The organism is Marinobacter halodurans (assembly GCF_004327985.1).
GTDB classification, from domain to species: Bacteria; Pseudomonadota; Gammaproteobacteria; order Pseudomonadales; family Oleiphilaceae; genus Marinobacter_A; species Marinobacter_A halodurans.
This window is the reverse complement of record NZ_SJDL01000037.1, coordinates 21,565-38,787: the sequence shown is the minus strand read 5'-3', so window position 1 is coordinate 38,787 and position 17,223 is coordinate 21,565. Positions and strand designations below refer to the sequence as shown.

General features: G+C 63.8%; 15 protein-coding genes and 1 tRNA gene. 10 read left to right on the top strand and 6 right to left on the bottom strand.

The annotated features are described in order from the left end of the window. Positions 1–52: 52 nt before the first annotated feature. The 5 genes from EZI54_RS18910 to EZI54_RS18890 form a co-directional block, all read right to left on the bottom strand. Positions 53–997 (bottom strand): ribose-phosphate diphosphokinase, encoded by a 945-nt coding sequence (locus tag EZI54_RS18910; RefSeq protein WP_131483443.1) that lies wholly within the window; start codon positions 995–997, stop codon positions 53–55. Positions 998–1,049: 52 nt separating this feature from the next. Then, positions 1,050–1,124, bottom strand: a tRNA-Gln gene (locus EZI54_RS18905). A 19-nt stretch (positions 1,125–1,143) separates the two neighbouring features. Continuing rightward, positions 1,144–1,998 carry a 4-(cytidine 5'-diphospho)-2-C-methyl-D-erythritol kinase gene (gene ispE / locus EZI54_RS18900; RefSeq protein ID WP_131483442.1) on the bottom strand — a complete coding sequence of 285 codons (855 nt, stop codon included), beginning with the start codon at positions 1,996–1,998 and terminating at the stop codon, positions 1,144–1,146. Next, entirely contained in the window at positions 1,995–2,633 is a 639-nt protein-coding gene (gene lolB / locus EZI54_RS18895) for a lipoprotein insertase outer membrane protein LolB (protein ID WP_131483458.1), read from the bottom strand. Before lolB ends, ispE begins: the two co-directional genes overlap by 4 nt. An 11-nt stretch (positions 2,634–2,644) precedes the next feature. Beyond that, positions 2,645–4,396 (bottom strand): tetratricopeptide repeat protein, encoded by a 1,752-nt coding sequence (locus EZI54_RS18890; protein WP_131483441.1) that lies wholly within the window; start codon positions 4,394–4,396, stop codon positions 2,645–2,647. Positions 4,397–4,891: 495 nt separating this feature from the next. Between EZI54_RS18890 and hemA the strand changes: the two genes are divergently transcribed. The 6 genes from hemA to EZI54_RS18860 all read left to right on the top strand — a co-directional run bounded on the left by hemA (position 4,892) and on the right by EZI54_RS18860 (position 12,549). Continuing rightward, positions 4,892–6,235 (top strand): glutamyl-tRNA reductase, encoded by a 1,344-nt coding sequence (gene hemA, locus EZI54_RS18885; protein WP_131483440.1) that lies wholly within the window; start codon positions 4,892–4,894, stop codon positions 6,233–6,235. A 46-nt stretch (positions 6,236–6,281) separates the two neighbouring features. Continuing rightward, positions 6,282–7,367 (top strand): peptide chain release factor 1, encoded by a 1,086-nt coding sequence (gene prfA / locus EZI54_RS18880; protein WP_131483439.1) that lies wholly within the window; start codon positions 6,282–6,284, stop codon positions 7,365–7,367. Continuing rightward, entirely contained in the window at positions 7,360–8,223 is an 864-nt protein-coding gene (gene prmC / locus EZI54_RS18875) for a peptide chain release factor N(5)-glutamine methyltransferase (RefSeq protein WP_131483438.1), read from the top strand. Before prfA ends, prmC begins: the two co-directional genes overlap by 8 nt. Further along, complete coding sequence (locus tag EZI54_RS18870) at positions 8,210–8,962, top strand: HesA/MoeB/ThiF family protein (protein WP_131483437.1); 753 nt, start codon at positions 8,210–8,212, stop codon at positions 8,960–8,962. The genes prmC and EZI54_RS18870 overlap by 14 nt, the downstream gene beginning before the upstream one ends. A gap of 408 nt (positions 8,963–9,370) precedes the next feature. Then, the gene (locus tag EZI54_RS18865) at positions 9,371–10,840 is read left to right on the top strand and encodes a NarK family nitrate/nitrite MFS transporter (protein WP_131483436.1); all 1,470 of its coding nucleotides are present in this window, start codon (positions 9,371–9,373) and stop codon (positions 10,838–10,840) included. Then, complete coding sequence (locus tag EZI54_RS18860) at positions 10,837–12,549, top strand: bifunctional protein-serine/threonine kinase/phosphatase (RefSeq protein ID WP_131483435.1); 1,713 nt, start codon at positions 10,837–10,839, stop codon at positions 12,547–12,549. The genes EZI54_RS18865 and EZI54_RS18860 overlap by 4 nt, the downstream gene beginning before the upstream one ends. Here the strand turns inward: EZI54_RS18860 and phrB are convergent. Further along, positions 12,543–13,946, bottom strand: a complete 1,404-nt coding sequence (phrB, locus tag EZI54_RS18855; RefSeq protein WP_131483434.1) for a deoxyribodipyrimidine photo-lyase — start codon at positions 13,944–13,946, stop codon at positions 12,543–12,545. The genes EZI54_RS18860 and phrB overlap by 7 nt on opposite strands. A 225-nt stretch (positions 13,947–14,171) precedes the next feature. On the opposite strand from phrB, the gene EZI54_RS18850 reads away from it, so the two are divergent. From EZI54_RS18850 to rimK, 4 genes are read left to right on the top strand one after another with little or no spacing between them, the layout of a single operon-like run. Further along, entirely contained in the window at positions 14,172–14,975 is an 804-nt protein-coding gene (locus tag EZI54_RS18850; RefSeq protein WP_131483433.1) for a hypothetical protein, read from the top strand. A 7-nt stretch (positions 14,976–14,982) separates the two neighbouring features. Then, positions 14,983–15,870 carry a mechanosensitive ion channel family protein gene (locus EZI54_RS18845; RefSeq protein ID WP_423227011.1) on the top strand — a complete coding sequence of 296 codons (888 nt, stop codon included), beginning with the start codon at positions 14,983–14,985 and terminating at the stop codon, positions 15,868–15,870. After that, positions 15,845–16,321, top strand: coding sequence for an ATP-dependent zinc protease family protein (locus tag EZI54_RS18840; protein ID WP_131483432.1), 477 nt, complete (start codon positions 15,845–15,847; stop codon positions 16,319–16,321). Before EZI54_RS18845 ends, EZI54_RS18840 begins: the two co-directional genes overlap by 26 nt. Next, complete coding sequence (gene rimK / locus EZI54_RS18835) at positions 16,318–17,223, top strand: 30S ribosomal protein S6--L-glutamate ligase (RefSeq protein ID WP_123635741.1); 906 nt, start codon at positions 16,318–16,320, stop codon at positions 17,221–17,223. Before EZI54_RS18840 ends, rimK begins: the two co-directional genes overlap by 4 nt.

Here is a 17,223-nt window from a genome sequence, read left to right as displayed (position 1 = left end):
ACAAGGAGCCCTTTGTGGGCTCCCTGTTCATTAATTCAGTAAAATCGCGGACTTACTCAAACATCGCGCTGATCGATTCTTCGTTGCTGACGCGACGGATCGATTCAGCCAGCAGTCCGGCCATTTCGAGGGGGCGGATTTTATCACAATTGCGCGCTTTGTCACCCAGCGGAATGGTGTCACAGACCACGAGCTCGTCCAGTTGCGAGGCGTTGATGTTCTCGATCGCCGGACCGGACAGGACCGGGTGGGTGATGTAGGCGACGACGCGGGAGGCGCCGTGCTCTTTCAGCGCGTTGGCCGCCTTGCACAGGGTGCCTGCGGTGTCGACGATATCGTCCACCAGGATGCAGGTCTTGTCCTGCACGTCACCGATGATGTGCATCACCTGGGAGACGTTGGCCTTCGGACGACGCTTGTCGATGATGGCCAGGTCGGCATCGTTCAGGCGCTTGGCCACGGCCCGGGCGCGAACCACGCCGCCCACGTCCGGGGACACCACGATGAAGTTTTCGAAGCGCTGGCGTTCGATGTCGTCGAGCAGGACCGGGGTGGCATAGATGTTGTCCACCGGGATGTCGAAGAAGCCCTGGATCTGGTCGGCGTGCAGGTCGACGGTCAGGACCCGGTCGATGCCGATGCTGGTGATCATGTCCGCCACGACCTTGGCGCTGATGGACACCCGGGTGGAACGTACGCGACGATCCTGGCGGGCATAGCCGTAGTAGGGCACGACGGCGGTGATGCGTGTGGCGGACGCGCGACGCAGGGCATCGGCCATCACGATCAGTTCCATCAGGTTGTCGTTGGTTGGGTAGCAGGTCGGCTGGATGATGAAGACATCGTGGCCACGGACATTTTCGTTGATTTCAACGGTGGTTTCGCCATCGCTGAATTTGCCGACGGTCGCTTCACCCAATGGAATGTGCAGCTTCTGGGCGATACTGCGGGCGAGTTCCGGGTGGGCGTTGCCGGCGAAAATCATTAACTTGGACACGACGGAGTCCTTCTCAGTTTCAGCGTTGAGTTCAGAAGAAGCGGGAGAAAGGTGGCTGGGGTGGCAGGACTCGAACCTGCGAATGACGGGATCAAAACCCGTTGCCTTACCACTTGGCGACACCCCAGTATCGTGCTTTTTCGGCATCAGTCTAGCTCTGTCAGCTTTGTGTGAAGCGGTGAACTGTTCACCCCTCTCGTGACGAACCCGGTGATGCCGGAGGGTCTGGAATCCCAAACCTCGAGGGCCTTGGATTCTGTTGGGAAACGTCCAAATATGCAAGCCCCGGTTCCGGTTAATCTTGCAGGTCCGAATTGTGAAAGCCAGTCCCGGCTTTTTTCAACCTCAGGATACAGCTTACAGACTATATCCTCACAGTCGTTTCGGTACCTTGAGGCGTCTCCCTCAAAAGCGGGCGCTATTGTGATTGGCGGTGTATTCCTTGTCAACCCTTCCTCGGAAAAAATCATTCCAGTGTTTATGTTGCAGTCCGGTTTGATCACGACATACCAGTCTTCGGGAGGATCACAGGGGGTCAGCTTCTCGCCGATGCCTTCGGCAAACGCCGCGTGACCCCGCACGAAGACCGGCACATCCGCACCCAGTTGCAGACCCAGTTCCGCCAGGCGGTCGATCGACAGGCCCAGTTGCCAGAAATGGTTGAGGCCGAGCAGTGTGGTCGCGGCGTCGGAGCTGCCGCCGCCGATACCGCCGCCCATAGGCAGTCGCTTGGTCAGGTGAATATGGACGCCCGGCAGCTCCCGGCCGGCTTCGGCCTGCAGCAGGCGGGCGGCCCGCATGATGAGGTTGTTTTCCTGCGGGACCCCGTCGATGGCCGGTTCCAGGGTGACCCGGGAGCCGGAGGTGGGGGAAAAGGTCAGCTCGTCGCCATGTTCGAGAAACTGGAACAGGGTCTGGAGCTCATGGTAGCCGTCGGGACGGCGTCCGATGATATGCAGGAAGAGGTTGAGCTTGGCCGGCGCCGGCAGTGTGAGCGTCATGTCTGCTTGCCGAGCGCCTGCCACTGTGTGATCACCAGCCGTATGCGGCGATCCCCCTTGAGGGCGGTGATGCGCGCCGGGAGTGCCGGGTAACCGTCGATAAAGGACTGACGGCGGTCGATGCGGATGTCCCAGCCCTGCTGACGGATAGCCGCCAGTTCGCCGCTCTTGTCGAACAGGAGCTCGAAGTCATCGCCCGGCGCCGGCAGGCCGCGAATCCACCAGGTCAGGCTCTCCAGCGGGAAATGCCAGCCCGTGGCCGCCTGGATCAGCGCCTGGGGGTCGTTGGATCGGTAATTCTTGCCGTCCGGCATGGTCAGGCTGAGGTAGCCGGGCATGCCTTCCAGCTCGGTGCGTCCGACGCCGAGAAAGGCCGAGGACAGCAGCAGGTGGTACTGCCCGTCCATCTGCTGCCACTGGTTGATGATGGCCGAACCACTGTCATCGGGCTGCTTGACTGCCAGTTTGCCCTGCAGCTCCCAGCGGGTGAGCTGCGCCAGTTGGGCGCTGCGCCCGGCCCAGCCAGCCGGCGGCTGGTTGGTCAGGCCATCCGGCAGAGGTGCCTTGGGAACGCTGGCACAGGCGGCTAGCGTCAGTATCAGGATCAGGGCAGCGCCGTACCGCAGCGCGGTCATTGGGGACGAACTCAAAGATCCCGCTCCTCACCCAGCCGCTCCATGGTGGCCGGAATCAGGGTGTCGTCCGGATGCTCGTCCAGGGCGCGGCGCCAGACCACGCGGGCCTGGTCCTTATCGCCATTGACGTAGAGTACCTCGCCATAATGAGCCGCCACTTCCGGGTCAGGGAAGGCGTCATAGGCGCGGCGCAGGTAATCCAGCGCCTGGGCCATGTTGCCGAGTTTGTAGTGGACCCAGCCGACACTGTCGAGGATGGCGGGGTTGTCCGGGTCCAGCTTGAGGGCTTTCTCCAGCAGTTCCCGGGCTTCCTTCAGCCGGTCGGTTTTCTCGGTGAGGATGTAGCCGAGGGCATTCAGCGCCACGGCATTGTCCGGATGGCTGTCGATGATCTGGCGCAGGTCGGCCTCGGCTTCTTCGGTACGGCCCAGTTCGTCGAACAGCATGGCCCGGGCGTAGCGGATGCGGGCGTTGTCCGGGAACGATTGCAGGGCCTCGGTGGCGGCGCCAAGGGCGTCGTCATTCTGGTCCAGGTCGAGCAGGGTGTTGACCTCCACCAGCCAGAGGCTTTCCGCCAGGTCCGGCATTTGCTGGCGCAGGGCGCGCAGGTCCCGCAGGGCGTTGTCGAGATCGCCGGTGCTGCCGCGCAGGTAGGTGACGCGGGAGACGGCTGGCAGGAAGTGGTTGCCCTCGCTCACCTGGCTGTACTGCGAGATCGCCTCCTGGGTGTCGCCTGCCTCGTCGGCGATGCGGCCCAGGTAGTAATGCGCCTCGTTGGCATGCTCCTGCTGGTCGACGAGGATCTGCAGCGACTCCCGGGCATCGTCGGTATTGCCGTTCTCCAGGGCCACCAGGGCGTAGGACAGGCGCAGTTCCGGAACATCCGGGAAGCGCGTCATCAGGTCCTCGAACTGGTCTTCGGCCGCTTGCATCTGCTTCTCTTCAATCAGCATGCGGCCATAAAGGGTGCCCAGCTTGCGATTGTCCGGATAGCGACGGGACTGGTAGCGCAGGTAATCCAGGGCTTCTTTCTTTTGTCCCATTTGGTAGAGCAGGTCGCCGCGCAGGATGATCGCGGGCTGGAAAACCGGCTGTTTCGAATCGTCCAGCAACGGATCCAGCTTGTCCATGGCGGCCTGGGGATCGCCCTGGGACTTGAGCAGCAGGGCGATGCCATACTGGATCTCGCGGTTGTCCGGGTGGCGTTTCTCCAGGTCCTGGTAGAGTTTCAGCAGCTGTGCCTGGTCTTCCTTGGGCAGGCGCGCCGAGAGGGCGGCAAGGTCGTCGAAGTCCGCATCCTCGCCCTGGGCCAGGATCTGCTCCATGTGGTAGAGCGCCAGGTCGAAGTCTTTCTGGCGGACATACTGGATGGCCGCAACCCGGTGAGCCTCCAGGCTGTCCGGTTCTACCTCGAGCCACAGGTTGGCCAGTTGCAACTGGGCGTTGTCGGCGTTCAGGGACTGGGCGATGCGCATGGCGCGTTTGATCACGCCCAGGTCGCGGGATGATTTGGCCGCTTCCACGTAGTTGACCAGGGTGACGTCGTAGCGGCCACGCTGGGCGGCGACTTCGGCCGCAAGCAGGCTGTAGAGCGTGTCCTGATCGAAATCGGCGTAATTGATCTTGTCTTCGGGGGGCGGCGTAACGGCCTGCTGTTCGGTCGATTTTCCGGTATCGGTCTGGTTATCTGTCCCGGATAGGTTGGCGCAGCCTGCGAGCCCGAGTCCCAGAAGGACGGTTACAACAGAAAAAACAGGTTTCATGGTACGTCCGATGGCCATTGGCTTGAGGGACCTCTGATTAATCCATTCGCGTGTCGTCACGTCTGTCAGCACATCCCTGTAAAAGTTCGCGGAATCACTGGAAATAACATTCCTGAGTCGGAGGCCACTGACTCACTTCCGGGGGCGCCCTGAAAGCTGCCGGATCTGGTGCGGCAAATCGACGCGGCGCTTCCGGTCTGAGCGGGTCGTCCCGCATCGCCATGGCCAGGAGCCATGGCGCCGGGAGTCCAGCACCCTGAAAACCGGAGACGCTCTGCAATGAGTCCGAGGCTCCATTGTTGCTGGCTTATAATGGCACAAGGCTAAACGCTTGCCCAATGACTGTTTTCTCATGCGGTCCCGGGCTGATTCGGTACCAAAGTAGGTGGCGTAGCGGTAACCCGTGGGTAGCGCCGTCGGGATGCCGTCGCTAGAATGAGGCGTTAAGAAGTATCCTACTTTCCTATTTATCTGGTTACAGGTTTTCGCTGTTCGATGGCTTTATTGACACTGGGCATCAATCACCGAACCGCCCCCCTCGAGCTGCGGGAGCGGGTGGCGTTCACCCCGGAGCATATGGGGGAGGCGTTCGCGGCCCTGAAGGTCGTCGGTGGTGTCGGCGAAGCGGCCATCCTGTCCACCTGTAATCGCACCGAGCTCTACCTCGCGGCTGAGGACGACTGCGCCGACGCCGTGCTGCGCTGGATCGCCGGATTCCACGATATGGATGTCGACGAGCTGGCGGAGTCCTTCTATGTCTACACCAACGCCGAAGCCGTCCGTCACATGATGCGGGTGGCGTCCGGGCTGGATTCCATGGTGCTGGGCGAGCCCCAGATCCTGGGCCAGTTGAAGGAAGCCTATGCGCTGGCCCGGTCCCATGGCGCCAGTGGTTCGCTGCTGTCACGGCTGTTCGAGCAGAGTTTTTCCGTGGCCAAACGGGTCCGGACCGAAACCACCATCGGTGAGAATCCGGTGTCGGTGGCCTATGCCGCGGTGAGCATGGCACGCAACATCTTTTCCGACCTGCGCCGCAACAGGGCCCTGTTGATCGGGGCCGGCCGCACCATCGACCTGGTGGCCAGCCACCTGCGTCAGGCCGGTGTGCCCTCGCTGATCGTGGCCAACCGGACACTGGAACGGGCCCAGGAAGTGGCCCGGCAGCACGGCGGTCACGGTATCCTGTTGTCGGATATCCCCGAGCACCTGCCCGGCGTGGACATCGTGATTGCGTCCACCGCCAGCCAACTGCCGGTACTGGGCAAGGGGGCGGTCGAGCGCGCCCTGAAAATCCGTAAACACCGGCCGTATTTCATGGTGGATCTGGCGGTCCCGCGGGATATCGAGCCGGAAGTGGCGCAGATGGACGATGTGTACCTCTACGCCGTCGACGACCTGCGCCAGGTGATCGAGGAGAATGTGCGGTCCCGGGAAGGCGCCGCGCGGGAAGCCGAGCGGCTGATCGAGTCCGGTACGGATGACTTCCTCTATCAGTTGCGGGCGCTGGATGCGGTCTCCACCCTCAAGCAATACCGCAACCATGCCGAGGAGCTGCGTGACCTGGAAGTCGAGCGGGCGCTCAGGCAGTTGCGCAACGGCGGCGATCCGGAGACCCTGTTGCGCAGTCTGGCGCGCGGGATTACCAACAAGCTGCTGCATGAACCGTCGGTCCAGGTGCGCAAGGCCACCGCGGAAGGCCGCACCGAAGTCACCTACTGGCTGCGCGAGTTGCACCAGCTGGGCCGTGCCCAGGACGATCTGCTGGCACCCCCGTCGGCGGCGGACACCTCCGATGAGCCGGACCCTGCGCCTCAATCCCAATTCAATGATAAGATCTGACCACGCTTTTTCCGGACCCGCTCGGGTCCGCTGACCTGGACACGGCATGAAACCTTCGATTCAGACCAAACTTGATCGGCTCAACGACCGATTCGAGGAAGTGAGCGCGTTGCTCAGCGACCAGTCCATTATCGCCAACCAGGAGCGCTTCCGGGAGCTTTCCAAGGAGTTTGCGGACATCGAACCGGTGGTCCAGTGCTACCAGGCCTATCAGCGCGCCAATGCCGATGTGGCCGAAGCCCGGGAGCTGCTGCGTGACGGCGATGCCGACATGCGCGAGATGGCTGAGGAAGAGCTGGCATCGGCCCGCCAGAAGGTGGAGCAACTCGACGAAGAGCTGCAGCGCCTGATGATGCCGCGGGACCCGGACGACGGCAAGAACGCCTTCCTGGAAATTCGCGCCGGCACCGGTGGCGACGAGGCGGCCCTGTTTGCCGGCGACCTGTTCCGCATGTACAGCCGTTTTGCCGAAACCCGCGGCTGGAAAGTCGAGGTGATCAGCGACAGCCCCGGCGAACACGGTGGCTACAAGGAAATCATCACCCGGGTGACCGGCGACCAGGTCTACGGCGCGCTGAAATTCGAATCCGGTGCCCACCGGGTACAGCGGGTCCCGGAAACCGAATCCCAGGGCCGTATCCACACCTCCGCCTGCACGGTGGCGGTGATGCCGGAAGCCGACGAGGCGGACGCCATCGAGATCAACAAGGCGGACCTGCGGGTGGACACCTTCCGGGCGTCCGGCGCCGGTGGTCAGCACGTCAACAAGACGGATTCCGCGATCCGCATTACCCACCTGCCGACTGGCATCGTGGTGGAGTGCCAGGACGAGCGGTCCCAGCACAAGAACCGCGCCAAGGCCATGAGCCTGCTGTCGGCCCGGTTGCAGGACGCCGAGACCGAGCGCCAGCAGCAGTCCGAAGCCGCCCAACGCAAGAGCCTGGTGGGTAGCGGCGATCGCTCGGAGCGGATCCGCACGTACAATTTCCCCCAGGGCCGGGTGACCGATCACCGCATCAACCTGACCCTGTACAAGCTCGACGAAGTGATTGCCGGCGACCTGTCCCCGGTGATCGGTCCGTTGCAACAGGAGCGCCAGGCCGAGTTGCTGGCCAGCCAGGCGGATGAGTAACGCACCCGACACCGTCGCCGCTCTTCTCGCCGATGCCGCTGCCCGTATTGGCGGTGATTCGCCGCGGCTGGATGCCGAGTTGCTGCTGGAAGCCGTGCTCGACCGCAATCCCACCTGGTTCCGTACCTGGCCCGAGCATGAGGTGGCGCCGGCCGATGCCGCCCGTTTCCGGACCCTGGTCGAACGCCGGGTCGCCGGCCACCCGGTCGCCCACCTGCTGGGCCATCGGGGCTTCTGGACGCTGACGCTCGAGGTCAGTGACCGCACACTCATTCCCCGTCCCGATACCGAGTGCCTGGTGGAAGCGACGCTGGCTTTGCCGTTGCCGGAACAGGCCCGGGTTCTGGATCTGGGGACCGGAACCGGGGCCATTGCCCTGGCGCTGGCCAGCGAGAAGCCCGATTGGTCCGTCAGTGCCACCGATGCGGTGGAGGACGCGGTGGCGCTGGCCCGACGCAACGCGGAACGGTTGGGGTTGTCGGTTCAAGTGCACCGGAGTCATTGGTTCCGGAATCTGACCGCTGCCGGGTTCGACCTGATCATCAGCAACCCGCCCTATATTGCCGAGAGCGACCATCACCTGGACGAGGGCGATGTCCGCTTCGAGCCGGCGTCGGCCCTGGTGGCCGGGGCCGACGGGCTGGACGACATCCGCGAGATTGCCGCAACCGCACCGGATTGGTTGCAACCGGGTGGGTGGCTGCTGGTGGAGCACGGTTACGACCAGGGCGCGGCCGTGCGCGATCTGTTCCTGGCGGCCGGTTTCAGCGAGGTCGAGACCGGGCGTGATTATGGCGACAATGACCGGTACACCCTGGGACGAATCGGGAAGGGAGAATGCAATGCTGACGGATAACGAACTGATGCGTTACAGCCGCCAGCTGCTGTTGCCACAGTTGGACGTGCAGGGGCAGCTGCGACTCAAGCAGGCCCGTGTGCTGATTGTGGGGGCCGGCGGTCTGGGGTGCCCGGTGGCGCTCTATCTGGGCGGGGCCGGTGTGGGCCACCTGGTGGTTGCCGACGACGACCGGGTGGAGATGGCGAACCTGCAGCGCCAGGTGGCGTTCCGCCAGGACGACCTGGACCTGCCCAAGGCGAGCCGTCTGGCGGAGGCCGTCCGATCGATGAATCCGGAGATCGCGGTGGACGCCATCGAATCGCGCCTCGAAGGCGATGCCCTGCAGGCGCAAGTCGCCGCCGCCTCCCTGGTGGTGGATTGCACCGACAACTTCGCCACCCGCTTTGCCATCAACCGCGCCTGTGTCGACGCCGGCGTGCCGCTGGTGTCCGGTGCGGCGATTCGCGGGGAAGGGCAGGTGAGTGTGTTCGATACACGCGAGGCGGACCAACCCTGCTACCAGTGCCTGTATCCGGAAACCGGCGATGAGGACCTGCGCTGCTCCGAGGCGGGCGTCATCGGTCCGCTGGTGGGCATGATCGGCGCCTGCCAGGCGATGGAGGCCATCAAGGTGCTGGCCGGTGTCGGCCGGTCGCTGGTCGGCCGTCTGCTGTTGCTGGATGCCTGGCGCATGGAGTGGCGTGAGATGAAGCTGGCACGGGATCCCGGTTGCCCGGTCTGTGGTGGCCGTCACTGACTCGTGAATGCCCTGTCGCGGTTCGCGACGGGGTCCTGTCCGCGCACTTTAATGGAACGTTGGCGCCCGGTGCGGTGCCGTCCTGGTGCAATTTCCTCCCGCCCCAAAACCCCGTCCAATCCCCAAATGCCCGTCCTGCGCCGAAATAGCGCCATTGGTACGTCGATTGCTTCCCATGCACCGTCTATTCACTCCGGGAAAGGCTGCCGGCAAGGGCGTCGCTGCTGAACGGGGAGTGGGATCACGGTAATGACCCGTGATTGCCCCTCCTGCCGTCGATGAGCGACGACCGTCTTCCGATCGGTCCGATCCCATGGCTTAACGGGCGCCCGGCGCTCGTGGCCGACTCATCTCCAGCGGTAAGGCAGCCTGCCCGAGGCCATTCTTTCTTTCGGTAAAGGCAGGTGTATGTCGAACGGTTCCTTTCGTTTCCTCTCCTTCCAGGGCAAGACCCGCGTCCTCCATCTGAGCTGGATGGCGTTCTTCATCAGCTTTCTGGTGTGGTTCAACCACGCGCCGCTGATGGTGACCATCCGTGAGCAGTTCGGGCTGACCACCAGCGAAGTCAACGCGATCCTGCTGCTGAACGTGGCGCTGACGATTCCCGCCCGCATCCTGATCGGCATGCTGGTGGATGCGCTGGGCCCGCGCCGGGTCTATGCGCTGGTGCTCATCCTCTCGGGTTTTATCTGTGTGGCCTTTGCCATGGCGGATTCCTTTGAATCCCTGGCCATGAGCCGTTTCCTGCTGGGGTTTGTCGGCGCCGGTTTTGTGGTGGGCATTCGCCTGATCAGCGAGTGGTATCCGGCCTATGAGCTGGGGCTGGCGGAAGGCATTTACGGCGGCTGGGGCAACTTCGGCGCCGCCTTTGCCGGCCTCTCGATGCCGGCCCTGGCGCTGGCCTTCGGCGGGGACGATGGCTGGCGCTGGGCGGTCGCGGCCACAGGCGTGCTGTCGATCGTCTATGCCGTGCTGTTCTACGCCATGGTGCGGGACACACCAAAAGGCTCGACCTACTTCAAGCCCAAAAAAGGCGGGGCGATGGAAGTCACCAGCAAGGGGGATTTCGTGCTCTACGTGATCATGAACCTGCCGCTGTTCCTGGCCATGGGGCTGATCGCCTGGCAACTGGGGCCCGCCAAGCTGGGTCTGGTGGGCGTGACCACCACCAACCTGATCTATGGGGTGATCGCCGTCATGTGCGCGTTCCAGTTGCTGCGGATCTGGCAGGTGAACGGCCATGTCTTCCGCGAGCCGGTTCCGGATTTCGACCGCTATGCGTTCAAGCAGGTGGCGTTGCTGGACCTGGTCTACATGGCCAGCTTTGGCTCGGAGCTGGCGGTGGTGTCCATGCTGCCGCTGTATTTCCTGGATACCTTCGACATCTCGCCGGTGCTGGCGGGCATGCTGGGGGGCAGTTTCGCGCTGATGAACCTGTTTGGTCGGCCCGGTGGCGGGTACCTGGCGGACCGCTGTGGTCGCAAGCTGATCCTGCTGCTGATGCTGGCCGGCATCAGTGTCGGCTATCTGCTGATGGGCCAGATCAACGGCAGCTGGCCGTTGCCGCTGGCGGTCCTGCTGGTGATCTTCTGCTCCGTGTTCGTGCAGGGTGGCTGCGGTGCCGTCTACGCCTCGGTGCCGCTGGTCAAGCGCCGGCTGACCGGGCAGGTGGCCGGCATGGCGGGCGCCTACGGCAATGTCGGCGGTGTGGTCTTCCTGGTGGTGCTGGCGCAGGTGTCGCCGGCCGTCTTCTTCTATGTGCTGGGCGCGGTGGCCCTGGCCATCCTGGTGCTGGTGGCGCTGTTCATGGATGAGCCCAGCCCGCAGACCAGCGAAGTCATGCCGGACGGTTCGGTACGGATGATCGAGGTGCCATGAGCGGACGTTTAATGCTGCGCCTGGGGCAGTTCAGCAGTGCCGGGCGCAAGCCGGAGAATCAGGACAGCCTCGGGGCCCGCTACCCGGAAGGCGAGACGCTGTTGCTTAAAGGGGTGGCGGCGGTGATTGCCGATGGCGTCAGTGCGTCCCGGGCGGGTCGCGAGGCGGCGCAGGCCTGCGTGACCGGTTTCCTGCACGACTACTACAGCACGCCGGATTCCTGGGCCGTGGAAACTTCGGCCAGCAGGGTGCTGGGGGCCCTCAACCGCTGGCTGCATGGCCGCGGTCACGCCAGCCACGGCGGTGCCGGCGGCATGATCTGTACCTTCAGCGGGCTGGTGATCAAGAACAGCCGGGCCTATGTGTTCCATGTGGGCGACAGCCGCGTCTACCTGTTGCGGGGCGGCGACCTGGAGTGCCTGACCCAGGACCATCACGTGGTGGTGTCCGGCGACCGCCAGGCCCTGTCCCGGGCCATGGGTGTGGAAGTGAACGTGGAAATCGACGTGGCCCGGGTGGCGTTGGAGCCCGGTGACCGGCTGATCCTCACCACCGATGGCGTTCACGGCTACCTGTCGGCGGCGGAACTGCGGGAAGGCGCAGGCGTCGAGGATCCGGAAACCGCCGCCGAATGGCTGGTGACCCACGCCCTGGAAAACGCCAGCCCGGACAATCTCAGCGCCCAGGTGGTGGCGGTCGACCATCTGCCCTCACAGGATCTGGAAGCTCACTATGAACGCCTGAGTGCATTGCCGTTCCCGCCGCCGCTACAGCCCGGCCAGTCGCTGGACGGTTATCGCATCATTCGGGAATTGCACAGCAGCCGGCGTACCCAGGTCTATCTGGCGTCGCCGGACAACGGCCAGCCGCTGGTGGCGATGAAAACGCCGTCGCCCAACTACGTGGACGATCCGGCCTACATTGACCGGTTCATGACCGAATCCTGGGTGGCGCGACGGGTCAGCAATCCGCATGTGGTTCGTTTCCTGGAACCGCCGGAGAACCGCCAGTGCCTGTACTGCCTGACCGAATACGTGGACGGGCCGACCCTGCGGGCGTGGATGAACGATCATCCGCATCCGGAACCGGCCGAGGTGCGCGGTATCATACGCCAGGTCGCCGCCGGGGTGCGGGCGCTGCACCGGCTGGAGATGATCCACCAGGACCTGAAGCCGGAAAATATCGTCATCGACGGGGACGGCACCGCGAAGATTATTGACCTGGGCTCGGTGCGAATTCGAGGCATCGAGCAGATCGATGTGCCCTGGGATGGCGACGGCTACCACGGTACGGAAAGCTATGCCGCGCCGGAGTGCCTGGAAGGCGGGCGCGCCACGCCGGCTTCGGACCGCTACAGCCTGGGCGTCATCGCCTATGAAATGTTCACCGGCCGGCTGCCCTACGCGCGGTCACCCAAACCGTCGGCGCGGGCCCGTTTGCGCTATCGCAGTGCCCGGGAAGCCAATCCGGACCTGCCGCAGTGGCTGGATGCCTGCCTGGAGAAAGCGGTGGCGCTGCGCCCCCAGGATCGCTACCCGGCCCTGTCGGAATTCCTGCAGGACCTGGAGCATCCCAACCCGCAGTTGCTGCCGTCCGATAACCCGCCGTTGATGGACCGGGTGCCCACGGAGAACTGGCCGGTGATTGCCATCACGTCACTGCTGGTCAACGCGGCGTTACTGCTCTGGATCCTGGTCAACCATCACTGATCACGCAGGGCCTGGAAGCGGGCGATGGCCTCTTTCCGGGTTTCCTTCAGGTCCACGATGGGCCGGATATAGCCTTTGGGCACGGTGCCACCGGCGGCGGGGTTGTGGATGCGTTTGTTGTCCAGGTCCCGCAATTCCGGCACAAACCGGCGGATAAACGCGCCGTCCGGATCGAAGCGTTCGCTCTGGGTGACCGGGTTGAAGACCCGGAAGTAGGGCGCCGCATCGGTGCCGGTCGAGGCGCTCCACTGCCAGCCGCCGTTGTTGGACGCCAGGAAGCCGTCGGCCAGGTGGCTCATGAACCAGGCTTCCCCCTGGCGCCAGTCCAGGAACAGGTTCTTGGACAGGACCATGGCGGTCACCATGCGCAGGCGGTTGTGCATCCAGCCGGTTTCCCTCAGTTGCCGCATGGCGGCGTCCACCAGCGGGACGCCGGTCTCGCCGTTCTGCCACGCTTTCAAATGCTCTTCAGAGCGGTTCCAGACCAAGGCTTCGGTCTCTGGCTTGAAGGCCCGGTGCCTGCTCACCCGTGGATAGTGGTAGAGGATGTGCACGTAGAAATCCCGCCAGCAGATCTCGTTGATCCAGCCCCGGATGCCGGTCGTATCCCGTTGCTGGCGCATGGCGTCCTGCGCCGCTGTAAGGCACTGTCGGCCGGACAGGATGCCGCTGGCCAGGTAGGGCGAGACCAGGCTGGTGCCGTCGATCGCCGGAAAGTCCCGGTCTTCCTTATAGCGAGCGGCCCGCTTCTCCAGGAATTCCACCAGTGCCCTGTGTGCGGCCTCTTCGCCCACGGCCACGAGTGACGGTGGCGGATCCCGAAAGGCCTCCGGGGTGGCCGGGCGCGGCGGTGCCTGGATCGTCGGGCCCTGGGGCGCGGGGATGGCCAGGCACTGCGGCTGCGTGGTCTCCACCCAGTCCCACCAGCGACGGCAGAATGGCGTGAACACCGAATAGGGCTCGCCCTGTTGGGTCAGCACGCTGCCCACCGGGGCGACCGTCTGGTCCCGGTATTTGTGCAGGGTGATGCCCTGGTCGGCCAGTCGCTGGTGGGCGCTCTTGTCCCGTTGGCGCTCGTTGACGCCGTATTCCTCATTGATGTGAATCGTGCTTACGGAACGCTCGCGGGCCAGATTCGCCAAGGCGTCCAGGCTGTCGTCAAACCGGTCCGAGTGCAGGATGTGCAGCGGAATCCCCAGCCCGGCCAGTTGCCTGCCGAGGTCTTCCAGGTGATCCAGGACCAGCGCAACCCGCGCCGCTGACCAGTCGTGTTCGGCCCACTGGCCCGGTGTCAGCAGGAAGCAGGCTTCCACCGGTCCGTCGCCGGTACAGGCGGCGACCAGGGCCGGGTTGTCGGTGACCCGGAGATCGTTGCGGAACCAGGCAAGCTGCGTCATGTCACGTCCCTTCCATACATTGTATCGTCTGTCTTCCTGACCATGTATTCGCGGCGGCTGGATGTTTGGATTATAGTTAAATGAAATTATTGAATTTTATCGGCTGTTCCCCATGGGGATTAATGCTTACTTGAGCCCGGTGGTTTTCCGGTCTAAATAGTGCGCTGGAATCGGCTCCCCGTGGTCGATCCGTTTTTCCTTTCATCGCGAGATACACCATAGACCATGGAGCAGGCACAGGATGCACCCGGCCGTTGGAACCACGCGTTCCAGTTGATGTCCGGCCAGACCCAGAAACACGAACTCAGTGAAACCCGGCTCTGGGTGACGCTGCTCGACAACGAGTGGCAGGTGCGCTGGGAGCGGGATGCCGGTGAAACCGACCGCACCGAATGGCGTCAGCAGGTCAGTCATGTCCTGCCGGGCAGCGAGGTCAACCAGCACCGGTTTATCCGGCCCGACGAAGCGGGCGACGTCCTGTTTATGCCGGCCATGGCGGATCGACCGACCATGATTCGGCCCTACCAGCCGTTGACCATTCCGGCCGGCCGCGAGTGTACGATCTACGTGGCGACCCTGGTCTGGCTGCGGATCCTGGTGGGAAATACACGCACCCAGCTCATGGAGCTGCCACTGGCGGAACCGTCCCTGACCTGGGTTGGGCCTTCCACCATGGACGGCGAACTGTGCTACACGGCCCCGACCTTTGCCAGGCTGGTGCTGGATGCCGTGCCCAAGCGGCCATGGCGGGCCATCAGTCCGGTGCGGATCTGTAACCGGCGACCGGAGCCGCTGCTGCTGGAACGGTTCAGCCTGCCGACCCAGTACCTGTCGCTGCACGTCAACGAGCGCGGGCAGCTCTGGACGCCCCGGGTGACCGTGGCGTGTGATACCGACATGGAACACGCCGCCATGCGCATCTCCCGGCGTTTGCCGGCAGAGGCCGGAGAATGCGAGATGCTGGCCGCCGGGCGTATGCGCTACGACCGTGGCGTGCTGACCAAGGCGTTGGGCCGGATTTTCGGATAGGAGAAAGCTGTTGGACGGAATTGGAGAGGCGCTGACCCTTGAGCTGGGCAGCATCAACTGGGGCGCCTGGCTGCGGGTTGCGGTGTTGCTGGCCCTGGGCTTTTTGCTGGCAAGCCTGGCGTCGAAAGGCATGGGCGGCCTGTTGCGCAGCCGGTCGTCGCGGCATGTGACGGCCCTGTTCGGCCGGTTGGTGTTCTATGCGGTTTTCGTTGTCTTTATTATTGCGGCCCTGCGGGAGGCCGGCTTTGCGCCGGATGTCCTGTTGGGCGCGGCCGGCATACTGACGGTGGCGATCGGCTTTGCGTCGCAGACGTCCGCCTCGAACATGATCAGTGGCCTGTTCCTGTTGATGGAGAAGCCCTTCGAGATCGGCAACTTCATCGAAGTGGACGGCACCACCGGTGAAGTGATCGGGATTGATATGCTCAGCGTTAAACTGCGTACCGCCGACAACCTGTATGTCCGGATTCCCAATGAAACGCTGATCAAGACCCGGGTCATCAACCGCTCGCGGTTCCGTATCCGGCGCCTCGACCTGACCATCGGCGTGGCCTACCGGGAGAATGTGCATCGGGTTCAGCAACTGTTGCTGGGCCTGGCCAGGGACAGCGCACTCTGTCTGGAGGAGCCGAAACCGTTTGTCCTGACCAACGGTTTCGGGCCATCCTCCGTGGACCTGCAGTTTTCGTACTGGGTCCCCGCGGACAAGGTGCTGGATGGCCGCAGTTCCATGATGGAAGCGATCAAGGCCCTGTTTGACCGGGAGGGCATCGAGATCCCCTTCCCGCAAACCAGTATCCACGCAGGCAGCGCCTCGGCGCCGTTCCAGGTGCAGTTGATTCCGGAGACGACCCGACAGGAAGGAACCGATGACGACAAGCAAGAAGAACATTGATCCACTGGCGCTGACGCCGCTTGGCTGGCGGGAATGGTTGGGCCTGCCCGACCTGGGTATCGATCGCATCAAGGCGAAGATTGATACCGGTGCGCGCACCTCCTGTCTGCACACGTTTCGTATGGAGCCCTATACGGAGAAGGGCGAGCGCCGCGTCCGCTTCTGGGTCCACCCGGAGCAGAACAACCTGCATTCGGTGGTGGAATGCGACGCCCTGGTCCTGGACGAACGCATGGTCTCGGACTCCGGCGGCCACCGCGAACAACGGCTGGTGATCAGTACCACGGTGGTGGTGGGCGAAGCCCACTGGCCCATTGAAATGACCCTGACCAACCGCGATACCATGCGTTTCCGCATGCTGTTGGGGCGCACCGCCATGTCCGGTCGTGCGCTGGTCGTTCCCGAACACTCTTATCTGGCCGGTGACCCGGTCCCTGGGAGCTCTAAATGAAGATTGCCGTGCTTTCCCGCAACAAATCCCTGTACTCCACCCGTCGCCTGGTCGAAGAGGGGATTAACCGCGGGCATGATGTGCGGGTAATCGACTGCCTGCACTGCTACATGAACATCACCTCCGCCAATCCGGAGATTCACTATCGAAAGGAAATCCTGGATGACTTCGATGTGGTGATCCCGCGTATTGGTGCGTCGGTCACGTTCTACGGCACGGCCGTGTTGCGCCAGTTCGAGATGATGGGGGTGTTCCCGGTCAATGAATCCGTGGCCATCAGCCGCTCCCGTGACAAACTGCGCTCGCTGCAACTGCTGGCGCGCAAGGGCGTCGGCATGCCGGTGACCGGCTTTGCCAACAAGCCGGACGACGTGCCCGAACTGATCCGCATGGTGGGCGGCTCGCCGGTGGTGATCAAGTTGCTGCAGGGCACCCAGGGTATCGGTGTGGTGCTGGCGGAAACCCGCAAGGCGGCGGAGAGCGTGATCGAGGCCTTTATGGGCCTGAAGGCGGACATCCTGGTGCAGGAATTCATCAAGGAGGCCGGCGGCGCCGACATCCGCTGCTTCGTGATCGGTGACAAGGTCATCGCCGCCATGAAGCGTCAGGCCGGCGAGGGCGAGTTCCGCTCCAACCTGCACCGGGGCGGGACGGCCTCGCTGGTCCGTATTTCCCCGGAAGAGCGGCGCACGGCGATTGCCGCGGCCAAGGCCATGGGGCTGAACGTGGCCGGCGTGGACCTGCTGCGCTCCAGCCGCGGCCCGCTGGTGATGGAGGTGAACTCGTCGCCGGGCCTGGAAGGCATTGAAACGGCCACCGGCAAGAACGTGGCGGGCATGATCGTCGACTGGACGGAGAAGAACCAGAAGCCGTGGAAGACACGGACCAAAGGGAGGGGCTGA

Excerpts from the sequence above, each read along its gene's own strand:
- prfA (WP_131483439.1), top strand. The coding sequence starts at position 6,282 with ATGAAACCTTCGATTCAGACCAAACTTGATCGGCTCAACGACCGATTC.
- EZI54_RS18865 (WP_131483436.1), top strand. The coding sequence starts at position 9,371 with ATGTCGAACGGTTCCTTTCGTTTCCTCTCCTTCCAGGGCAAGACCCGC.
- EZI54_RS18860 (WP_131483435.1), top strand. The coding sequence starts at position 10,837 with ATGAGCGGACGTTTAATGCTGCGCCTGGGGCAGTTCAGCAGTGCCGGG.
- EZI54_RS18840 (WP_131483432.1), top strand. The coding sequence starts at position 15,845 with ATGACGACAAGCAAGAAGAACATTGATCCACTGGCGCTGACGCCGCTT.
- phrB (WP_131483434.1), bottom strand. The coding sequence starts at position 13,946 with ATGACGCAGCTTGCCTGGTTCCGCAACGATCTCCGGGTCACCGACAAC.
- ispE (WP_131483442.1), bottom strand. The coding sequence starts at position 1,998 with ATGACGCTCACACTGCCGGCGCCGGCCAAGCTCAACCTCTTCCTGCAT.
- EZI54_RS18850 (WP_131483433.1), top strand. The coding sequence starts at position 14,172 with ATGGAGCAGGCACAGGATGCACCCGGCCGTTGGAACCACGCGTTCCAG.
- lolB (WP_131483458.1), bottom strand. The coding sequence starts at position 2,633 with ATGACCGCGCTGCGGTACGGCGCTGCCCTGATCCTGATACTGACGCTA.
- rimK (WP_123635741.1), top strand. The coding sequence starts at position 16,318 with ATGAAGATTGCCGTGCTTTCCCGCAACAAATCCCTGTACTCCACCCGT.
- hemA (WP_131483440.1), top strand. The coding sequence starts at position 4,892 with ATGGCTTTATTGACACTGGGCATCAATCACCGAACCGCCCCCCTCGAG.
- prmC (WP_131483438.1), top strand. The coding sequence starts at position 7,360 with ATGAGTAACGCACCCGACACCGTCGCCGCTCTTCTCGCCGATGCCGCT.
- EZI54_RS18890 (WP_131483441.1), bottom strand. The coding sequence starts at position 4,396 with ATGAAACCTGTTTTTTCTGTTGTAACCGTCCTTCTGGGACTCGGGCTC.
- EZI54_RS18870 (WP_131483437.1), top strand. The coding sequence starts at position 8,210 with ATGCTGACGGATAACGAACTGATGCGTTACAGCCGCCAGCTGCTGTTG.